This window comes from Bacillus cereus (genome assembly GCF_015071065.1).
In the GTDB taxonomy this organism is placed as follows: domain Bacteria; phylum Bacillota; class Bacilli; order Bacillales; family Bacillaceae_G; genus Bacillus_A; species Bacillus_A cereus_BA.
The window spans coordinates 1-17,699 of record NZ_VOVA01000008.1 but is presented as its reverse complement, the minus strand read 5'-3'; the positions used below and the strand labels follow the sequence as shown (position 1 = coordinate 17,699).

Genomic DNA, 17,699 nt, shown 5'->3' with positions numbered 1-17,699 from the left:
TTTTTTAAATTCTTAAATTGATGGTGAGGGGAATCTCGCAAAAAAATATCCCTATATAGATAGGGGTTCGTGTATCGGTATATAATACCTGTAACGTATGAGAGTTCTTAAATTTGTGAAATTGACGTGAAAGTACTGTGAAAAAAATTGTACTGAAATAGTTATTTATAAAAGGGTACGCCCCTTACTGGGAGGTAAGGGGCACAGGAAATGCAAATTTATTTGTAATTTGCTAAGTTGATTATAATACATATACCCATCTATACATGTTACAAAATTATGAACATAACTAATATTTAGTAACTAGGAATAACGAAGGTTGTATGACTTAAGCTGTTTTTAAAGGAGTATAACAGAGAAAATGCAAGAAAAGACCTGATAACAGGTCCGTTTTTGTCACTGTTTTGGCGAATAATAAATAATGTTGTCTCTCTCGCATTGATATGGGACAAATAGAGCAAATACACCATCGCCATCCTTTCTATGATTCTACAGAAAGAATAGCTTATCTCTGTTGTTTTCTGAATATCACCTGTGCATTGATTATTCAAAAAATAGATTGACATTCCAGGATTACGCTTGTAATATTTGTTTGTAGATTACAAATGTAATATAAGAGGGTGGGATTTTAAATAATGAAAGAATTGCCTAAAATATCGGAAGCTGAATTGGAAATTATGAAAGTTCTTTGGTCAAAATCTCCTCAAACGGCAAATGAAGTGATTGAAGCGCTAGAGGTAATGATGGACTGGAAACCGAAAACGATTCGAACGCTAATTAATCGATTAGTCCAAAAAGAAGCTGTTTCTTACCATCAGGATAAAGGGCGTATGTATGCCTATTATCCTTTAGTGTCACAAGATAGTTATTTACATGTAGAAACAAAATCGCTTCTCAAACGCTTCTATGGTGCAGCATTTAAGCCTTTACTTGTGAATTTCTTAAAAGAAGAAAAACTTTCTTCAGAAGATATTAATGAACTCAAACGCATTCTGGATGAGAAGACTGAGGAAAATCAAAGGAAGGATAAGTAGTAATGATAGATATGTTTGTAAATGTCTATCTACCTCGATTTTTTGATTGGGTAATAGAAACATCTATTATGGCAAGTATAGTAGTTGGTTTAATCTTATGTGTCAAAATCCTGCTAAGAAACAAGCTGACCCCACGCTGGCAGTACATGCTATGGTTGATATTGATTGTAAGGCTTTTATTGCCATGGTCACCGAATAGTTCCTATAGTATCTATTCTATCCTTTCTTACAGTACGGGAACTTTAGTTAGCTTTCATCAAGATTCTATAACTGTTTCTCCTTCAAAAGAACATATACAAGCAAAGACAGATATAGACGATACAAAGGTCACCACAAAAGAAAATACTTATGCACCTGGTTCATCACAAATAGCTGAGGAAAATAAGAAACAAGCACAGAATAATGAAAAGCAAAATGATAAGGGGTTTTCAATTTATACGATCATTTTATATATTTGGTTTGCTGGAGTTGTAATACTGAGCTTAGCTACTCTCATTATGAATAGACGTTTATTAATCTATATAAAAAAACAACCTGTTATTATAGATCAAAGGGTTGTCGAAATCTTTGAGGACTGTAAAAAGTCTATGTCCGTTCAGCAGGATATCCCACTATTGTTAGCCGGGAAGATTTCAAGTCCAACTGTGTTCGGATTCATTCAACCAAAAGTGTTATTGTCAAGTGTACATATGAAAGTACTAGATGAGCAACAGTTACGGTACATTTTTCATCATGAGTTGGCTCACATCAAGCGAAGAGATGTTGGTGTGAATTGGATTATGCATGGCTTATTGATTCTAAATTGGTTTAACCCAATTCTTTGGTATGCCTACTCATGCATGCGGGAAGACCAGGAACTAGCGTGTGATGCATTTGCTCTTATATATATAGATTCAAAGGAACAACTTGCATATGGTCATACCATTATTAGCCTTTTAGAACACTATTCAGGTTATTATCAAGCGCCCAGCTTAGCGAACTTAAGTAGAAATAAAAAAACGTTGAAACGGAGAATTCTTATGATTAAAAAATTCCAAAAGAAATCTTATCGTTGGTCTGCAATTGGATTTGTTACAATAGCTGCTATTTCAGTACTAACTTTACTAAACGCACATGCAGAAGAATCAAAACAAATTACAAAAGAACAAAGAATTGGAAAATCTGCAACGTATAAAATTAATAAATATCCAATTGATGATATTATTATCAATTATAATAATGGAGAGGTATTAGCTGCCAATGGACAGTATCAGTTTGAGATAAAATCAAGGCCACCTGAAGGTATTAATGGAGACCCCTATGTTGTTATAACAAGAGAACAGCAAGAAATCATAGAAAAGTCACAGACTGAGCAAGGGGTCATTTCATCAGAAAAAGGAACACCAATCCATTTCAAAAAAATAAGTAACAATTAATAATCCAATAATCCCACTTATGTAAAGAAAAAAATCCTTTCAGGTTTCCTGGGAGGATTTTTAAATGTTTTACACTACACAGAAAATATCTTTTTACACTATAATTATTTTTCTGTAGTCTAAAACATTTTTTATGAGACATTAAGATAAAGAATCTATAATGCTCCATCATCCTTGAAAAATGACTATGTGGAGGTGGAATTTTCAAGAACAATTATGAAGAGATAGAATTTACATTTGGGGGATATTTTGAACGCTTAGCTTGATAGGTATGTGGCGATACCTCAGTAAGAAAAGAAACAGGGGAAACACTCTATTTCTTTTTATTTCTATAATAAAATAAGATTATTAAGTCGAATATGACAAGAATAATTAGAAGTAACAAGTGTAAAAGTGCTTCAGCTTTCCCGTTTAGCAAAGACTTTATAAAGAAATCCCACTCTGTTTCATAGGGAGGATCTATCCAATTGCGTTGCAGTCCTAAAACCATTCCATTTATGAAAAAGATAATACTTAATAGGATTCTTGCAACAAATACGGCAGCTACTTTTATATTCCACTTCTTTATCAGGATTATATAAAGCATGGGAAATAGTATAAGTACCCAAAAAACAAGAATAAAAACAGTGTTCATCATTTTCCCCCCTAACTCAATGCTTATTGCTAAAACTGAGTGGAGTTCTAATTTTTATTGTGTAAGGAACTGGAATAGACGTTAATTCATACTTGTAATAGAAAAGAAGCCGGAATCCCGGCTCTGTTTATCTCTCCGTCTCAAAAAACTCAATCCATTCTCCATCAGGACCAGCGAAAAATATGTAACGTGTTCCATCTGGTAATGTTTCAATTTCTTCTCCTAGTAAAAAGGTTACTTTGTGTTTCTTTAGCCTTTCGATTTCATCTTCTAACGAATCTACCTTAAAGCAAATATGATGTACTTTTCCTTCTGCCGGAAGAGAAGAGTTGTAGCCTTCAATTAGTTCTAGTATCGTTTCTTTTGATTCTTCCACACCTAAAAAAGCGAGTTTTAAGTCTGGGTTTGGGTGCCCCATACGTTTAATGAGCTGTAAGCCGACTACTTCTTCATAAAATGCGATAGATGTTTCTAAGTTTGCAACCATAAGTCCAACGTGTTCGATTCTTCTAACTGGCATGTAGATTCCTTCTTTCTGAAAATTATACACAATATATTATTGAAAATTAAGAAAATATGCAAGATAAAAACCTTACAAATTTTAGAGCGTTATATGGTATAGTGAGAAAGTATGTTTGGGGAGAAGGAAGGAGATTATACGATGAATACAACTACTCAAACTCCTTCATTATCAGAAACGATGAAAGAGTGGCATTATGCATTAGCATATGAAATTAAACATTGGAAAACGATAGGTGGTAGTAAAATTTCTATCATTAACGGTCGTTTCTTATATACAGATTATGAGAGTACAGTATACGTATTTCAGCTTATTTCGGAAGTAAGCTTACCGGAAGGTTCACCAATTCGAATTGAGTTCGATGGCGAAGAAGTGACAGGGGAAGTATTATCTGTACATGGATTAGAAATAGAACTGAAATTAAATGATTATATACAAGGTGAAATACGAGAAGCAGTTTTATACAGTGAACCGTGGCAACTACTAGAACAGCTGCAAGAACGATTGAAAGAAGCACATAAGGATAAGCTGAAACGTAATCGTATAAAACGTCTTGTAGATGGAACGAGCAGTCCAAAGCATATTGAGAAAATGAAAAATACGAAAAATGAATTGGCGTATCGTTCATTTTACAATCCGACAACGTACGTGTGGGGACCACCGGGAACAGGGAAGTCATACAATTTATCACGTATAATTTCGGCTCACTATCAAAAAGGAAAATCGGTACTTGTGTTAGCTCATAGTAATGCGGCAGTGGACGTATTAATGAGTGAAGTAACGAAGCAAATTGAGAAGAAAAAGAAATGGACGCCTGGCGAAATTGTTCGTTACGGTTATAGTCAACATGAACATATACGAAATCATGAAACGTTACTTGCGTCGAAGTTAGTTGAAACGACGAACGGATCTTGGGGAGAAGAAAGACTCTATTTAGAAGAGACACGACAAGATCTTCGTGAAAAGATTTTATCATATAAAGCGACTTCTGCTGATAAGAAGCGTATACAAGAGATTGAAAGTGATCTTCGAAAGCAAAAAGCGAAAATTAAAGAAGTAGAAAAAGAATACATTGAAAATGCGAAAGTAATCGGTGCGACTTTATCGAAATGTGCCATTGATTCACTTATTTATGAGCGTACATTTGATTTAGTTGTCGTAGATGAAGTAAGTATGGCATATGTTCCGCAAATCGCGTTAGCAGCTTCACTTGGGAAACGTATCGTCGTTTGTGGTGACTTTTTACAGTTACCTCCGATCGCAATGGCGAACCATGAACTCGTTCGAAAATGGCTCGGGGAAGATATGTTTTACCATGCAGGCATTGTTGATTCTGTAAATAAATCAGAAGCACATCCCAACCTTTTTATGTTGCAGGAACAAAGACGGATGCATACGGATATATCGAAGTTTACAAATTCATTTATTTATAAAAATAGAGTATACGATCATCCATCTGTTTCAGAGCGTAAAGAACTTGCGCGATTGCAACCGTTCGCGAATGAGGCGAGTGTTTTATTTGATACGAGCTTAATGGGAGCATTTTCTTTAAAAGATGCTGCTTCAGGTTCGCGTTTTAATATTATGTCTGGTTTAGTGGCGATGCAAATGATGTTAATTGGACTGTTAGACGGTGTTCAATCTATCGGTGTTGTTACACCGTACCGAGCGCAATCCCGTTTTTTATCAACTTGTATTAGAGAACTGTTGCAGAAAACGAAATATCAACACATACCAGTTTTAGCGGCGACAGTTCATAAGTTTCAAGGGTCTGAAAGAGATATGATGATATTTGATACGGTGGATAGTTATCCGCAAGAACGACCTGGTGTGTTATTCTTTGATCATAAAAACCATCGCCTCGTAAATGTAGCAGTAACGAGAGCGAGAGGGAAGTTCATTCAATTATCAGATTGCCATTATATGCGTAAAAATCTTTCGAGAAAACAAGCGTTGTCACAATTAACAGCTCATATAGAACGTCACGGAGATGTGTATGATCGCACGACATCAAGACAATTGTGGGAGCGGAAAATTTCGAAACGATTACGCTGGTTTATGGAAATGAATCTTGAAGAGCCGAAAGGGTTATTAAAAGATATTTTAGCGGCAAAACGAAAAATTATCATTTCCCTTCCAAGTACAAGGCAAGTAGATAAACGAGTATGGCAAGCGTTAATGCGTACGAATGCACAAGTGACAGTTTATAGTGATGGACCAGTTCCATTAAAAAATATAAAGTTACAAAGGCAAAATAAAGCATTCCCGTTCCTATTAATCGATGACGAAATCTTTTGGGCAGGGGCACCGCTCACATCTCAAATGATGTTTGAAGGTAGTACGGAATTTCCGTACATATGTGCAAGGCTTCAAGCACCGGAAACAATGGGTGTATTAAAAGGGTTTTTAGATATTCGGTAAATTCGGATAGGAATTCCTTGACTTTTAGTCGGAATGAACTTAGAATGAAAATAATTTAATATAATTTTATGAAAATTCTTATCACGAGAGGTGGAGGGACTGGCCCTACGATACCTCGGCAGCGGATTCTATATGAATACTGTGCCAATTCCAGCAAGGTAACTTGAGAGATAAGAAAGAAGCTCATTTTTGAATGTATATTTCAAAGCCTCTTTCTATCTTTTTAGAAAGAGGCTTTTTTACGTGAAAATAAAAGGAGGAAGAAAAATGGGAGCGACAGGAGTAACGTCACAAAGAAAAACAATTGAAGAGAGTATAGAAAGAAATAAGGAAAAGTACATAGAAACAAGTCATGACATTCATGCGAATCCGGAGATTGGTAATCAAGAATTTTACGCATCAAGAACGTTAAGTTTATTACTAGGAAGTGCGGGGTTTCAATTGCAACATAATATAGCTGGGCATGAAACAGGTTTTATCGCGCGAAAAAGTTCAGGGAAAAAAGGACCAGTTATCGCATTTTTAGCTGAGTATGATGCTTTACCGGGACTCGGTCATGCGTGTGGTCACAATTTAATTGGCACAATTAGCGTTGCAGCTGCGATTGCATTATCAGAAACGCTTGAAGAAATCGGCGGAGAAGTTGTCGTATTCGGTACTCCGGCCGAAGAAGGTGGTCCCAATGGTAGCGCGAAATCGAGTTATGTAAAGGCTGGTTTATTTAAAAACATCGATGCGGCGCTTATGATTCATCCGAGCGGAAAAACAGCGACAACGAGTCCATCACTAGCAGTCGATCCACTAGATTTTCATTTTTACGGAAAAACAGCTCACGCCGCAGCTTCACCAGAAGAAGGAATTAACGCATTAGATGCGGTTATTCAGCTGTATAACGGTATTAATGCGCTTCGCCAACAGCTTCCGTCAGATGTGAGAATTCATGGTGTCATTACTGAGGGCGGAAAAGCACCTAATATTATTCCTGATTACGCAGCAGCAAGGTTCTTCATCCGTGCAGCAACGAGAAAAAGATGTGTGGAAGTAACAGAAAAAGTAAGAAACATCGCAGAGGGAGCTGCATTAGCAACTGGTGCAAAAGTGAAAATTCATCAATTCCAAAATGAAATCGATGAACTACTCGTAACAAAAACATATAACGACGTCGTAGCGGAAGAACTAGAACTACTCGGTGAAGACGTAAATCGAAAAGAAAGAATTGGCATCGGTTCAACCGACGCAGGAAACGTAAGCCAAGTCATACCGACCATTCACCCGTACATTAAAATCGGTCCAGATGACTTAATTGCTCATACGAATGAATTTAGGGAAGCAGCCCGTTCAGAACTAGGAGATAAAGCATTAATTACATCAGCAAAAACATTAGCAAATACAGCGTATCGATTAATTACGGAAGAAGGGCTGTTAGAGAAGGTGAAGGAGGAGTTTAGGGAGGCGCAGAGGAATCAGGGATAGGTGGTTAAAAGGAGTGGGTTTGACCACTCCTTTTTTCTTTTTTTTAGGGAGAAATTATAAGTTTTCTATATAAGAAATATTTCAACTGAAATTTTCATGAAAACCTTAAACGAGAATAAATGTTCTTTTTATTAGGAGTGATGATCTTGTGTGATTATTATTTGTGTAGATCTTCGTAACTTTTATGTAATTGTTTCATATATTAAAAAAAGACTCGATTTGTGATATATAAAATGGGCTGTAGTAGGAAAAGTAACTTTAAAAGCGCTATGGATGAAAAGACGATCAGGTTGTACGAAATATGAAAATGTAAGGACATAATGATTGTAAATCCAATTATGTAGCAAGTTTAGCCGTACAATACGTTGCACCGACGAATTTTTCATGGAAATGACCGCAAGTATGCGTATATTTACGGGTAATCCTATAAGTTTTCTTTGAAATATGAACGAGAAATATAAGGTTTTCTGTACCTACCTTTTCCTGGTTCTCTGTATCTGACGTTTGAAAAAACTAGGGTAAAGGGGAGAGAGGGAGTGTTTATAAGGTATGTCCTTTAAGGCAAACTATTTTTAGAGAGCTTATTCAAATCTTAAGGATGTCACTCTAGTTTCTTTAGGTTTGAATTTCAAACTATTGGAGTGATTAAATATGAAGCCTATGTCTTTTTTATCTCAATATATAACGAATCCAAGAAACGTCGGTGCAGTACTTCCAAGTTCAAAGTTTCTTGCAGATAAAATGGTGGAAAGTATCAATTTTAAGGACGCTAAATATATTGTTGAATATGGGCCAGGTACGGGTGTATTTACTAATAAATTGCTTGAAAAACGAAGCTCGAATACTATTCTTTTATTAGTGGAAAATAATAAAGAGTTTTATTTATTATTGAAAGAAAAATATAAAAAAGAGAAAAATGTATTCATTGTATTAGGGTCTGCGGAAAATATCGACGAGTATTTACAGGGCTATTGTATTCCTTATGCAGACTATATTGTTTCTGGTCTTCCTTTTTCTAGTTTGCCCCCAAATGTTTCAAAAAAAATATTATTAACTACTACCGAAATTTTAAAGGAGGGTGGGAATTTTATTACTTTTCAATATACTAAATTTAAGAAGAGTTTTCTTAATCAGTTTTTTAATAGAATAGATGTGAAAAGGGAGCTTAGAAATGTACCACCAGCTTATATCTTTAACTGTTCAAGCCCCAAAAATAGTGGAGAATAAGAGGGACAGAGAAATGATTATGAAACTGCAATAGGAGGTACTGTCACATTGCTACGCTATTTATAAAGCAAAAAACGCTATCCTTTCTAAATAAGTTAAATTAGAGAAGATGACGTTTTTAATAACTTTTAGATTCTGTTGTGGTGAAAAAGAGAGTTTTATATTAATCAAAAAAACTTGATTAACTAGTTGCATAAAGAATTAATCAGCGTATATACTATAAATATCAAAAAAACTTGATGAAGGGAGAGTGAATTTTGTTGGCACAAGATTTTCAGTTATATGAGAAAAAGTTTAAAGCTTTAGCTGATCAGAAACGTTTAGAGATTATGTATGAACTTTGCCAGCGAGGCCAGACGTGTGTATGTGATTTAACAGAGATTTTTGAAATGACGCAATCTAAGTTGTCCTATCATTTGAAGATTTTATTAGATGCAGGTTTAATTGTAAAAGAAACAAAAGGTACGTGGAGTTATTATGATTTAAATGATGCGGAAGTAAATAATTTATTATCAGAAGAACTATGCTGTATCTTTAGAAAAACAGGAAAAGGTAGCTGTTGTTAAAATTTTGCGCTATTAATCAAAAAAAATTGATTAATAGCATGTAAAGGAGAAGGATTAACTATGAGATATGTTCATGTCGGTATAAACGTTACTAATTTAGAGAAGTCTATTGAATTTTACGAAAAGGTATTTGGTGTATCACCAGTTAAAGTGAAAACGGATTATGCAAAATTTTTATTAGAGACGCCAGGACTTAATTTCACGCTGAATGTACGAGATGAAGTGAATGGAAATCAGGTGAATCATTTTGGTTTCCAAGTGGATACAGCTGAAGAAATCACATTTCATAAAGAAAGGTTAGAAAAGGAAGGATTTTTTGCACGTGATGAGATGGATACTACTTGTTGCTATGCGGTACAAGATAAGTTTTGGATAACGGATCCCGATGGTAACGAGTGGGAGTTCTTTTATACGAAAGCAGATAGTGATGTTCACAAAATAGAAGAGTCATCTTGTTGCACGACTTCTAATGAGGTAGCTAAAAATTCTTGTTGTTAATAGGAGAAGGGGGATAAAATGAAACGTTTATCTTTTCTAGACCGATATTTAACACTATGGATTTTTCTAGCGATGGCTGTTGGAATTGGTTTAGGATTTGTGTTTCCTAGTGTAGTAGACGGGCTGAATACATTACAAGTTGGAACGACGTCTATTCCGCTTGCTGTTGGTTTAATTTTAATGATGTATCCGCCATTAGCGAAAGTTCGTTACGAGGAAATGGGCCGGGTATTTAAAGATGTAAAAGTGTTAGCTCTATCATTAATACAAAACTGGATTATTGGTCCGGTACTTATGTTTGTTTTAGCAATTATTTTTCTTCCTGATAAACCAGAATATATGGTGGGACTCATTATGATCGGGTTAGCACGTTGTATTGCAATGGTAATTGTTTGGAACGATCTAGCAGATGGTGATAAAGAATATGCAGCTGGTTTAGTTGCTTTTAATTCTGTATTCCAAATGTTGTTCTTCTCGGTTTATGCATACGTGTTTGTAACAGTAATCCCGGAATGGTTAGGAATTGAAGGGGCTGTCGTTAGTATTACAATGGCAGAAGTTGCGAAATCAGTATTTATCTATTTAGGAATCCCTTTTATTGCAGGTATGTTGACACGATTTGTATTCGTGAAGTTAAAAGGAAGACTATGGTATGAGAAGGTGTTTATACCTAAGATTAGTCCGCTTACATTAATTGCATTGCTATTTACGATTATCATCATGTTCTCTTTAAAAGGAGAAATGATTGTTAGCGTACCACTAGATGTAGTAAGAATAGCGATCCCGTTATTCATTTATTTTATCGTGATGTTTTTCGTTTCTTTCTTTATGGGAAGAAAAATTGGTGCAAATTATCCGGTGACAACAACATTAGCATTTACAGCAGGTAGTAATAACTTCGAGTTAGCGATTGCTGTAGCAGTTGGTGTGTTTGGTATTCATTCAGGTGCAGCATTCGCAGCCGTCATCGGACCGTTAGTCGAAGTACCTGTAATGATTGCGCTTGTAAATGTCGCTTTTTGGTTTAAGCGTAAATATTTCAATGACCAACCAGTCTAAATTTAAAAACAAAGGTGGAAAACAACATGGAAAACAAAAAGACAATCTACTTTTTATGCACAGGAAATTCATGCCGAAGCCAAATGGCAGAAGCTTGGGGGAAGAAATATTTAGAAGATAAGTGGCATGTCTATTCTGCAGGCATCGAAGCGCACGGAGTAAATCCAAATGCTATTAAAGCGATGGAAGAAGTAAATATCGACATAACAAATCAAACATCAGATATGATTGATCTAAACATTTTAAATAACGCTGATTTAGTCGTTACCCTTTGTAGTCATGCGGATTCTGTTTGTCCATCTACCCCTCCACATGTGAATCGTGTTCACTGGGGATTTGATGATCCAGCAGGAAAAGAGTGGTCTGAATTTCAACGTGTTCGCGATGAAATCGGTGAACGTATGAAACGATTTTCTGCAACAGGTGAATAAATAAAGGGAAGAGCCAATCTCATTGTTATATAGGAGATCGGCTCTTTTTTTACTATATATTTCATTACATATCCATTTACTTAGTACATGGATTTAAATCTACTACCAAAAAAGAATGGGTAATATTCTGATAAATAAGTAAAGTTAGAATAAAACTGTTTAAAGAAGGAAGTGTAACACATGATTTTTGAATTAAGTAAGAATGATTTTTATAGGTGTAATAGTTTAGTAAATGAATAAGGTCAATTAGAAATCAAAGCTGTAATTGAACGAACTGGTAGTTTAGTTGAAGAAGGAAAATTTATAGTAAACAAAGAAAAGATTAATGAGTTGAAATTCTTATGAGGTGAAAGTGATGGTAATAAAACAAGACGAAATTAAGGTAGTAGTTGGAGCTGGAGTATTTAACAATAATCCGGGTTGGATTCAAACTAAAGAAGAAGAACTTAACTTATTGGTTGAAACTACATGGGAAGAAAGATTTGAACATAATTCTATTTCAGCTATTTTGGCAGAGCATGTATGGGAGCATCTTACTTTTGAAGAAGGTGTAAAAGCAGCTGAAATTTGTTATAAATTTTTAAAACCATCAGGTCATATTCGGTGCGGCGTCCCTGATGCATTTTTCCAAGATGAAACATACCAAAATATAGTTCAAGTAGGCGGACCTGGACCGAAAGACCATCCGGCTGCAAGTCATAAAATTGTTCATAATTATAAAACAGTAACGAAAATGTTTGAAACTGCTGGATTTGAAGTAGTTTTACTTGAGTATTGTGATGAAAATGGACAATTTTATTATAACGAATGGGATGCGAACGATGGTGTTATCTTCCGTTCAAAAAGATATGATTCTAGAAATCGAGGCGATAAACTTGGTTTTCCATCGCTAATTGTTGATGCGATTAAACGGTAAGTCTTTTAACTAAGGCATGTGTTAGTACTATAAGTTCATGAGCCGCAAATGCGGCTTTTTTGTTTGTGACATAATAATTACTGTGGATAGATTGTCAGAAAAAAACTTCAGAAAACATAGAACAACTAAAGAGATTAGTAGACTAGTATTATCATGAAGGAATACGATAGAATTACGCTCTTGAAGTTCCTAAAAATGATACTAAACAAGTTAGAGTATAGAAAGAATGACGGTTCTCTCATTTTTGTATGAAAGGAGAATAGGGTGAAACACATAATAAAAGATGTATTAATGAATTATTTTAAAGAAATCCATTCATTAGTAGTGGAAGAAGAATTACATAATAATAGCTGGAATACGGATTTACACTATAAAATTATGGTGAATGGAAAGCGGTATTCGGCACGGTTTATTAATAGCAAGCGAATAATTAATCCAGCTTTTGGAGCGTTATCAAATGAACAACTGATAGAGCAAGTACGGTTTACGTATTATTTAAATGAGCATGGGATTCCTTTTATGCGAATTAACAAGAATAGGGCGGGAGAGTCATTTACGTTTGTCACTTGGAATGATGAACAGTACCGATTTGTATTGGCTAATTGGATTGAAGGAGCACATATTACACATTGTACAGAAGATATCGCAAAAGCCTTCGGAAAGGAAGCAAGAAAGATCCATGATATTTCTAGTACATTTCCAAGCTCGATTTTTCAAAAGAAATCTCATTTGGATGGGTATATTGAGTTTATTAATATGTTAGAAAATAAGAGAAGCGCATGTAAGGAATTGCGGGAGTATATAGATCTTGCTAAATATCATATAGAGTGCGCAAATACGAGTGACTTAGAGTTTATCGTACAAACAGATTTAAACCCTTTAAATGTCATATGGGACTCAAGTCAATGTGTACAAGGAATTGTAGATTTTGAATCCATTAGTTATGTCGATCGCATTGAAGGACTAGCCTTTTTAATAAAATGGTATTCTCGAACAGAAGGAATAGAGTCACATGAAGTATGTTCGAGTGTTGCTAGGGCATTTTTAGAAGGATATAAAGCTAATAATATTTTAACTTCAAATGATTATAAAAGACTTTCTTCACTTTTGTGGTTATCTGGTAGTTTAAATTGGAACTTTGTTAAAAAGACGATGAGCTTATTAGGTGATGTGAGAGAATTAGAGGAACATTTGAAAGTTTATAAAATAAGAGGAGAAAGATTGTCTTCATTGTTAATTTGTAGATAACATTTTTTCTCCTAATCCGGGATTTATTTGTTTAGCTATACAGGGTATTTTCTATTAGATGAGGATTTTGTAAATGAATTACATAACCACCGAATCATTTTATATGTCTACGATTCACAAAAGAAAGTATGTGAGGTGTTCTAAAAATGAAAATACAAATTGTATTGTTTGGCGGTTTTGGAGAGCTTGTCTCTTTCGCACCGTTTGAGGTACTCAAAAGAGCAATAGAAGAAGGGGCTCCATTTACGGTTGAACTAGTATCGAGTGAACCAAAACTAGAAGTTACTACTTCGTTTGGAGTTACGGTTAAAGTAAATGATTTTTTACGAATGGATAATCGCCCAGATTTGTTAATTGTGCCTGGTGGTGGTTGGAATCATAAAGCTGAACATGGGGCACGAAAGCAAGCAGAGCTTGGAACCCTGACCGAAATGATTCAAGAGATGCACAACGCAGGAACGATCGTTGCTGGAGTTTGTACAGGAGGTATGCTGCTAGCTGCCTCTGGTATATTGAATGGTCGAAAGGCGACGATGCATCATTTGGCGCAGAATGAAATCAGTGAATACGGGGCAGAGCATCTTCGTTATAGAATTGTAGATCAAGGCAATATTATCACTGCAAGAGGAGTTACTTCAGGACTTGATTTGGGACTTTGGATTACGGAAAGATTCGCAAGCTCCAAAATCGCAGCCGCCGTTGAATATAGAATGGAATACGAGAGGCGAGGTGTTGTTTGGAGTTAATTTGAATTCTTTTTTATTGATGTAATCATAGGTGCTTGTAGACTGTATTGAATGATTAGCCTAATGATATTCTCAAATAGAAGGAATACAGTCGTATAAAGTATGTTCGAGTGTCGCTAGGGCATCTCTAGAAGGATATAATGCGAGGCGCTTAGAGGAACAGGAACATCTGAAAGTTTATCAAGTAGGGGAGAAAGATTGTCTTCATTGTTAAGTAGAGAAAGAGCCAACTCGTACGAGTTGGCTCTTTCGTTTATATATTATATTGTTAATTTTTTGTAGTAATATCCTTTTCAGAAAATCATAGAATGAATAATATATTTTGTTTAATAGTGATAATTATTTTCATTGTATATTCATAAATTAGTAAAAAATAATTTGGAAATTTGCATATAGCTTATATAATTTGACTCGTATAAAAAAGTTTCCTTAAGGAAACTTAGGTGTGGATGTAAATTCATGTTATATTTTTTTGCCTAGAAGTTGCCTGTGCGCAAAATAATTACACTGACAAAAAAAAGAAGGGGAGATGCATAAAAAAACGGCTGAGGCTATAATTGTTAAAGATTTATTTGTATCATACCAAGGGAATCAAGTGGTCCAAAATGTTTCCTTTGAGATTGAAAAGGGAAAACTCGTTGGAATTATTGGTCCAAACGGAGCGGGGAAATCTACTTTAATGAAAGCTATTTTAGATTTAATCCCAAATGATAAGGGATATATTCGGATTCTTGGAGAAGATATTCGGAGCGTTAGAAAATGTATTGCGTATGTACCACAAAGAAGTGATATAGATTGGGATTTTCCTATTACAGTTTTAGATGTGGTACTAATCGGAACGTATCCATCTTTAGGTATGATGAAAAGACCAAAGAAAGAGCATCGGGATTGGGCATTTGAATGTTTAAAAAAAGTTGGAATGGAGGAGTTTAAAAATCGTCAAATTGGTGAGCTTTCAGGCGGACAACAACGTGTTTTTTTAGCGAGAGCGTTAGCGCAAAAGGCGGAGATATTCTTTTTAGATGAACCATTCGTTGGAATTGATGTAACAAGTGAAGATCGACGTAGTATGGAAACTGTTTCAAAAGAAACAAACGTACCGATTGCAGGTACAATTTTTACAGGCTCACTAGGTAAATCAGGTGAGGATGGAGATACTTATTTGAAAATGATGAAATGGAATACAGATACAATTATTAATGGGTTACAAAAGTAAAATCTATCTGTTTTTCAATGTACGTAACTATTGAAGTTTTATAAAATAAGAAACGAAAGAGCCAACTCATAAGAGTAGGCTCTTTTATTTATCTGCTATTTCCAATTGTTTTCTTATTTTCTCCGGAATGCCCGTTTCAGAAATAACGTCGTAAGAATAGACATACTTGCCTTTTACATGAATTTTCAAGTAAGTTTTTCTTATAAAATCATTAGGAGTGTTAGTTCCTACTGTATATTCTTTCTTATTCCTTAATTCATCAACACCTTTTAGTGAGTACATAGCTCTTCCTTTATGATAATAATCCGGAACGCTATATCCCTTCGCAATGGCGTATACATTTTTTTCTTCAGCAATCGGATTAAATCTGTCCAAATCCCCGCGTAACATGAAAGGTAGTAAGTATATAGGGAGACTTATTCCTATTATGTAAAATACAAATTTCTTCATGATTGTTTCTCCTTTTACGTATTTACGTTTTTCAGTATAGAAAAAACTTCTTATGAATATAGAGGTAAATTTCTTAAGTTTTTCTTAAAAAGGTTTTTAAAGTTCAGTTTGTATACACTCTTAAGTTGATGGACATGTGACGCTACCCCTAATAGGATATTTATATTAAAGGGTTGGAACTATTTATATTCCTGTTACCAATGTAGAACTTTCTTCAAAATGGTATGTAAACAAATTAGGTGCAGAGTTAAGCTATAAAGACGAAGACAAGGCTATTCTTAACTTTGCAAACCAAAGTTTTTTTCTTGTTAAATCTCAAGAAAATCAAAGCTTAAATTTTTACGATTTTTGTGATGAAGAGTGCTTCTCTTTAACATTTGAAGCTAATGGTTTAAATGCACTTGAATCAATCCATAGTGATTTTATTAAAAAAGAAATAAAAGTTGGAAAAATCGAGAATAGAGGACACACTGGAAGGAACTTTGTTTTTTATGATTTAGACGGTAATAAATTTGATGTTTGGAGTGAATTAAGTCCCATCTTCAAAGAAAAATATCTAATATCACAATAAGAGATTTTGATCATTCAATAAACAGTGGATTTTCAGGAATTAATATGGTGGTAACTAAGTTGAATCATTATTCCGAAATCGGGCCATGTAGTTGAAGATCTCATCAGATAAGTAATAATATTTAAGGAATAATTCATTCTGATAAAGAATATTAAAAAATGTGATGATAAGGAGGCGATTGTATGATTAATCATGTAGAAAATCTATATAATTATCATGTATGGGCAAATCAACGGATTATTGATCATCTTAAGACACTTTCTCCTGAGAAATATCAAAAGGAAATGAAAAGTGTCTTTTCTTCTGTTTCAAAGGTTTTGTCACATATCTATTTAGTGGACTATGGATGGCTTAATATCCTCGAAGGTCAGAATATGAACGAAGCAATGCAATCTTCATTACAACTTCAAGAAAAGATAGAGAAACTGCCCATTGAAGACTTAGAAATGGAATTCCACACTTTATCAACTCGGTTTAAATCCTTTTTGAAAAGTCAGGAGGATATAGAAAAGAGAATTATGCTGGATAATCCATGGGCAAGTTCAAGAGAAACAAGTCTATCTGAAATGATCTTACATGTTGTAAATCATGGAACCTATCATAGAGGGAATATTTCAGCTATGTTGCATCAATTGGGTGATTCTTCAGTTATGACTGATTATGCTTTTTATTGGTATTCTGATAATGTGATTCATCAGAAATAGGTAAGAGAAGAGTAATCCATTTTTTCGTCAAAAGGTGACGTTTGTTGAGAACGAGAGCTGTTTACACAGCTCTTTCTTTCAGCTAACGGATAGCTTTAATCAAACAATTGTTGATCTAAAATGATCTGACTTTTCTATGATATTTAACATTACCAGCTAGAATACGTTAATTGCTTTTACAATATCCCATAAGGGAGGAGAGGAATTTATGGTCAAAAAACTGATTGTCGGCGACGCAACGTATGAGCTGGCCACTACGCGCCGCATTCTGGAACGCTTACCCGAGGAGCATATGTCGTGGAAGCCCAATGAATTAAGTTTCTCAATCCAATACTCGCCAAAAAGTAGTAGGGCACCGGCATGACCGCCGGCACTCTACTGCAAGGGACAAGAATGATTACAATCCTTGATCACTAACAGTTGAGGATTTTTAATTGAACAATACCAGTTAATATCAGCTTTTTGTTTATTCAAGAAAAGGGCCAGATTGTTGCATAATTGAATATGAAAGTTGTGCCGTTTTACCCGTATTGATATTCTTGTCTTAAAGAGGTGATTTTGTGAAAATTA

16 protein-coding genes, 5 pseudogenes and 1 riboswitch are annotated in these 17,699 nt (G+C 34.8%); of the genes and pseudogenes, 18 read left to right on the top strand and 3 right to left on the bottom strand.

Features of this window, described 5'->3' with window-relative positions; genetic code table 11:
* Positions 1-632 precede the first annotated feature (632 nt).
* Both FT637_RS18995 and FT637_RS18990 read left to right on the top strand, forming a co-directional pair.
* On the top strand, positions 633-1,034 hold the full coding sequence (locus FT637_RS18995) for a BlaI/MecI/CopY family transcriptional regulator (RefSeq protein ID WP_413773236.1): 402 nt from the start codon (positions 633-635) through the stop codon (positions 1,032-1,034).
* Positions 1,035-1,036: 2 nt separating this feature from the next.
* Positions 1,037-2,153: pseudogene (locus FT637_RS18990) on the top strand (M56 family metallopeptidase); the annotation flags it as partial.
* A gap of 609 nt (positions 2,154-2,762) precedes the next feature.
* On the opposite strand, the gene FT637_RS18985 reads toward FT637_RS18990, so the two are convergent.
* Positions 2,763-3,086, bottom strand: a complete 324-nt coding sequence (locus FT637_RS18985; protein WP_193647626.1) for a hypothetical protein — start codon at positions 3,084-3,086, stop codon at positions 2,763-2,765.
* Positions 3,087-3,210: 124 nt separating this feature from the next.
* Entirely contained in the window at positions 3,211-3,603 is a 393-nt protein-coding gene (locus FT637_RS18980; RefSeq protein ID WP_193647625.1) for a VOC family protein, read from the bottom strand.
* Positions 3,604-3,714: 111 nt separating this feature from the next.
* Between FT637_RS18980 and FT637_RS18975 the strand changes: the two genes are divergently transcribed.
* From FT637_RS18975 to FT637_RS30475, 13 genes and pseudogenes are all read left to right on the top strand, one after another.
* The gene (locus tag FT637_RS18975; RefSeq protein ID WP_193647624.1) at positions 3,715-6,024 is read left to right on the top strand and encodes an AAA domain-containing protein; all 2,310 of its coding nucleotides are present in this window, start codon (positions 3,715-3,717) and stop codon (positions 6,022-6,024) included.
* Positions 6,025-6,099: 75 nt separating this feature from the next.
* Positions 6,100-6,201: riboswitch (SAM riboswitch) on the top strand.
* A gap of 90 nt (positions 6,202-6,291) precedes the next feature.
* Positions 6,292-7,497 carry a M20 family metallopeptidase gene (locus FT637_RS18970; protein WP_193647623.1) on the top strand — a complete coding sequence of 402 codons (1,206 nt, stop codon included), beginning with the start codon at positions 6,292-6,294 and terminating at the stop codon, positions 7,495-7,497.
* A gap of 651 nt (positions 7,498-8,148) precedes the next feature.
* Positions 8,149-8,724 (top strand): class I SAM-dependent methyltransferase, encoded by a 576-nt coding sequence (locus FT637_RS18965; RefSeq protein ID WP_193647622.1) that lies wholly within the window; start codon positions 8,149-8,151, stop codon positions 8,722-8,724.
* A gap of 260 nt (positions 8,725-8,984) precedes the next feature.
* Entirely contained in the window at positions 8,985-9,290 is a 306-nt protein-coding gene (arsR, locus tag FT637_RS18960) for an arsenical resistance operon transcriptional regulator ArsR (RefSeq protein ID WP_000046014.1), read from the top strand.
* A gap of 60 nt (positions 9,291-9,350) precedes the next feature.
* The gene (locus FT637_RS18955) at positions 9,351-9,788 is read left to right on the top strand and encodes an ArsI/CadI family heavy metal resistance metalloenzyme (protein ID WP_193647621.1); all 438 of its coding nucleotides are present in this window, start codon (positions 9,351-9,353) and stop codon (positions 9,786-9,788) included.
* Positions 9,789-9,806: 18 nt separating this feature from the next.
* On the top strand, positions 9,807-10,847 hold the full coding sequence (gene arsB, locus FT637_RS18950) for an ACR3 family arsenite efflux transporter (protein WP_193647620.1): 1,041 nt from the start codon (positions 9,807-9,809) through the stop codon (positions 10,845-10,847).
* A gap of 26 nt (positions 10,848-10,873) precedes the next feature.
* Positions 10,874-11,278: an arsenate reductase (thioredoxin) gene (gene arsC / locus FT637_RS18945; RefSeq protein ID WP_193647619.1), complete on the top strand. Its 405-nt coding sequence runs from the start codon at positions 10,874-10,876 to the stop codon at positions 11,276-11,278.
* Positions 11,279-11,633: 355 nt separating this feature from the next.
* Positions 11,634-12,194, top strand: a complete 561-nt coding sequence (locus FT637_RS18940; protein WP_193647618.1) for a class I SAM-dependent methyltransferase — start codon at positions 11,634-11,636, stop codon at positions 12,192-12,194.
* 264 nt (positions 12,195-12,458) lie between these two features.
* Entirely contained in the window at positions 12,459-13,442 is a 984-nt protein-coding gene (locus tag FT637_RS18935) for a phosphotransferase enzyme family protein (protein ID WP_193647617.1), read from the top strand.
* Between the two features lie 146 nt (positions 13,443-13,588).
* Entirely contained in the window at positions 13,589-14,188 is a 600-nt protein-coding gene (locus FT637_RS18930; protein WP_193647616.1) for a DJ-1/PfpI family protein, read from the top strand.
* A 67-nt stretch (positions 14,189-14,255) separates the two neighbouring features.
* Positions 14,256-14,470, top strand: a pseudogene (locus tag FT637_RS29940) (hypothetical protein); the annotation flags it as partial.
* A gap of 247 nt (positions 14,471-14,717) precedes the next feature.
* Positions 14,718-15,248: pseudogene (locus FT637_RS18925) on the top strand (metal ABC transporter ATP-binding protein); the annotation flags it as partial.
* Positions 15,237-15,404 (top strand): annotated as a pseudogene (locus FT637_RS30475) (metal ABC transporter solute-binding protein, Zn/Mn family); the annotation flags it as partial. The pseudogenes FT637_RS18925 and FT637_RS30475, both read left to right, overlap by 12 nt.
* Positions 15,405-15,488: 84 nt before the next feature.
* On the opposite strand, the gene FT637_RS18915 reads toward FT637_RS30475, so the two are convergent.
* A complete protein-coding gene (locus FT637_RS18915; protein ID WP_193647615.1) occupies positions 15,489-15,854 on the bottom strand; it encodes a YxeA family protein in 366 nt (121 codons plus the stop codon).
* 181 nt (positions 15,855-16,035) lie between these two features.
* On the opposite strand from FT637_RS18915, the gene FT637_RS18910 reads away from it, so the two are divergent.
* From FT637_RS18910 to FT637_RS29935, 3 genes and pseudogenes are all read left to right on the top strand, one after another.
* Positions 16,036-16,425, top strand: a complete 390-nt coding sequence (locus tag FT637_RS18910; RefSeq protein WP_193647776.1) for a VOC family protein — start codon at positions 16,036-16,038, stop codon at positions 16,423-16,425.
* A gap of 182 nt (positions 16,426-16,607) precedes the next feature.
* Positions 16,608-17,129: a DinB family protein gene (locus FT637_RS18905; protein ID WP_193647614.1), complete on the top strand. Its 522-nt coding sequence runs from the start codon at positions 16,608-16,610 to the stop codon at positions 17,127-17,129.
* 208 nt (positions 17,130-17,337) lie between these two features.
* Positions 17,338-17,457 (top strand): annotated as a pseudogene (locus FT637_RS29935) (DinB family protein); the annotation flags it as partial.
* Between the last annotated feature and the right edge of the window lie 242 nt (positions 17,458-17,699).

Excerpts from the sequence above, each read along its gene's own strand:
- FT637_RS18985 (WP_193647626.1), bottom strand. The coding sequence starts at position 3,086 with ATGATGAACACTGTTTTTATTCTTGTTTTTTGGGTACTTATACTATTT.
- FT637_RS18980 (WP_193647625.1), bottom strand. The coding sequence starts at position 3,603 with ATGCCAGTTAGAAGAATCGAACACGTTGGACTTATGGTTGCAAACTTA.
- FT637_RS18975 (WP_193647624.1), top strand. The coding sequence starts at position 3,715 with ATGTTTGGGGAGAAGGAAGGAGATTATACGATGAATACAACTACTCAA.
- FT637_RS18970 (WP_193647623.1), top strand. The coding sequence starts at position 6,292 with ATGGGAGCGACAGGAGTAACGTCACAAAGAAAAACAATTGAAGAGAGT.
- FT637_RS18965 (WP_193647622.1), top strand. The coding sequence starts at position 8,149 with ATGAAGCCTATGTCTTTTTTATCTCAATATATAACGAATCCAAGAAAC.
- FT637_RS18955 (WP_193647621.1), top strand. The coding sequence starts at position 9,351 with ATGAGATATGTTCATGTCGGTATAAACGTTACTAATTTAGAGAAGTCT.
- arsB (WP_193647620.1), top strand. The coding sequence starts at position 9,807 with ATGAAACGTTTATCTTTTCTAGACCGATATTTAACACTATGGATTTTT.
- arsC (WP_193647619.1), top strand. The coding sequence starts at position 10,874 with ATGGAAAACAAAAAGACAATCTACTTTTTATGCACAGGAAATTCATGC.
- FT637_RS18940 (WP_193647618.1), top strand. The coding sequence starts at position 11,634 with ATGGTAATAAAACAAGACGAAATTAAGGTAGTAGTTGGAGCTGGAGTA.
- FT637_RS18930 (WP_193647616.1), top strand. The coding sequence starts at position 13,589 with ATGAAAATACAAATTGTATTGTTTGGCGGTTTTGGAGAGCTTGTCTCT.
- FT637_RS18915 (WP_193647615.1), bottom strand. The coding sequence starts at position 15,854 with ATGAAGAAATTTGTATTTTACATAATAGGAATAAGTCTCCCTATATAC.
- FT637_RS18905 (WP_193647614.1), top strand. The coding sequence starts at position 16,608 with ATGATTAATCATGTAGAAAATCTATATAATTATCATGTATGGGCAAAT.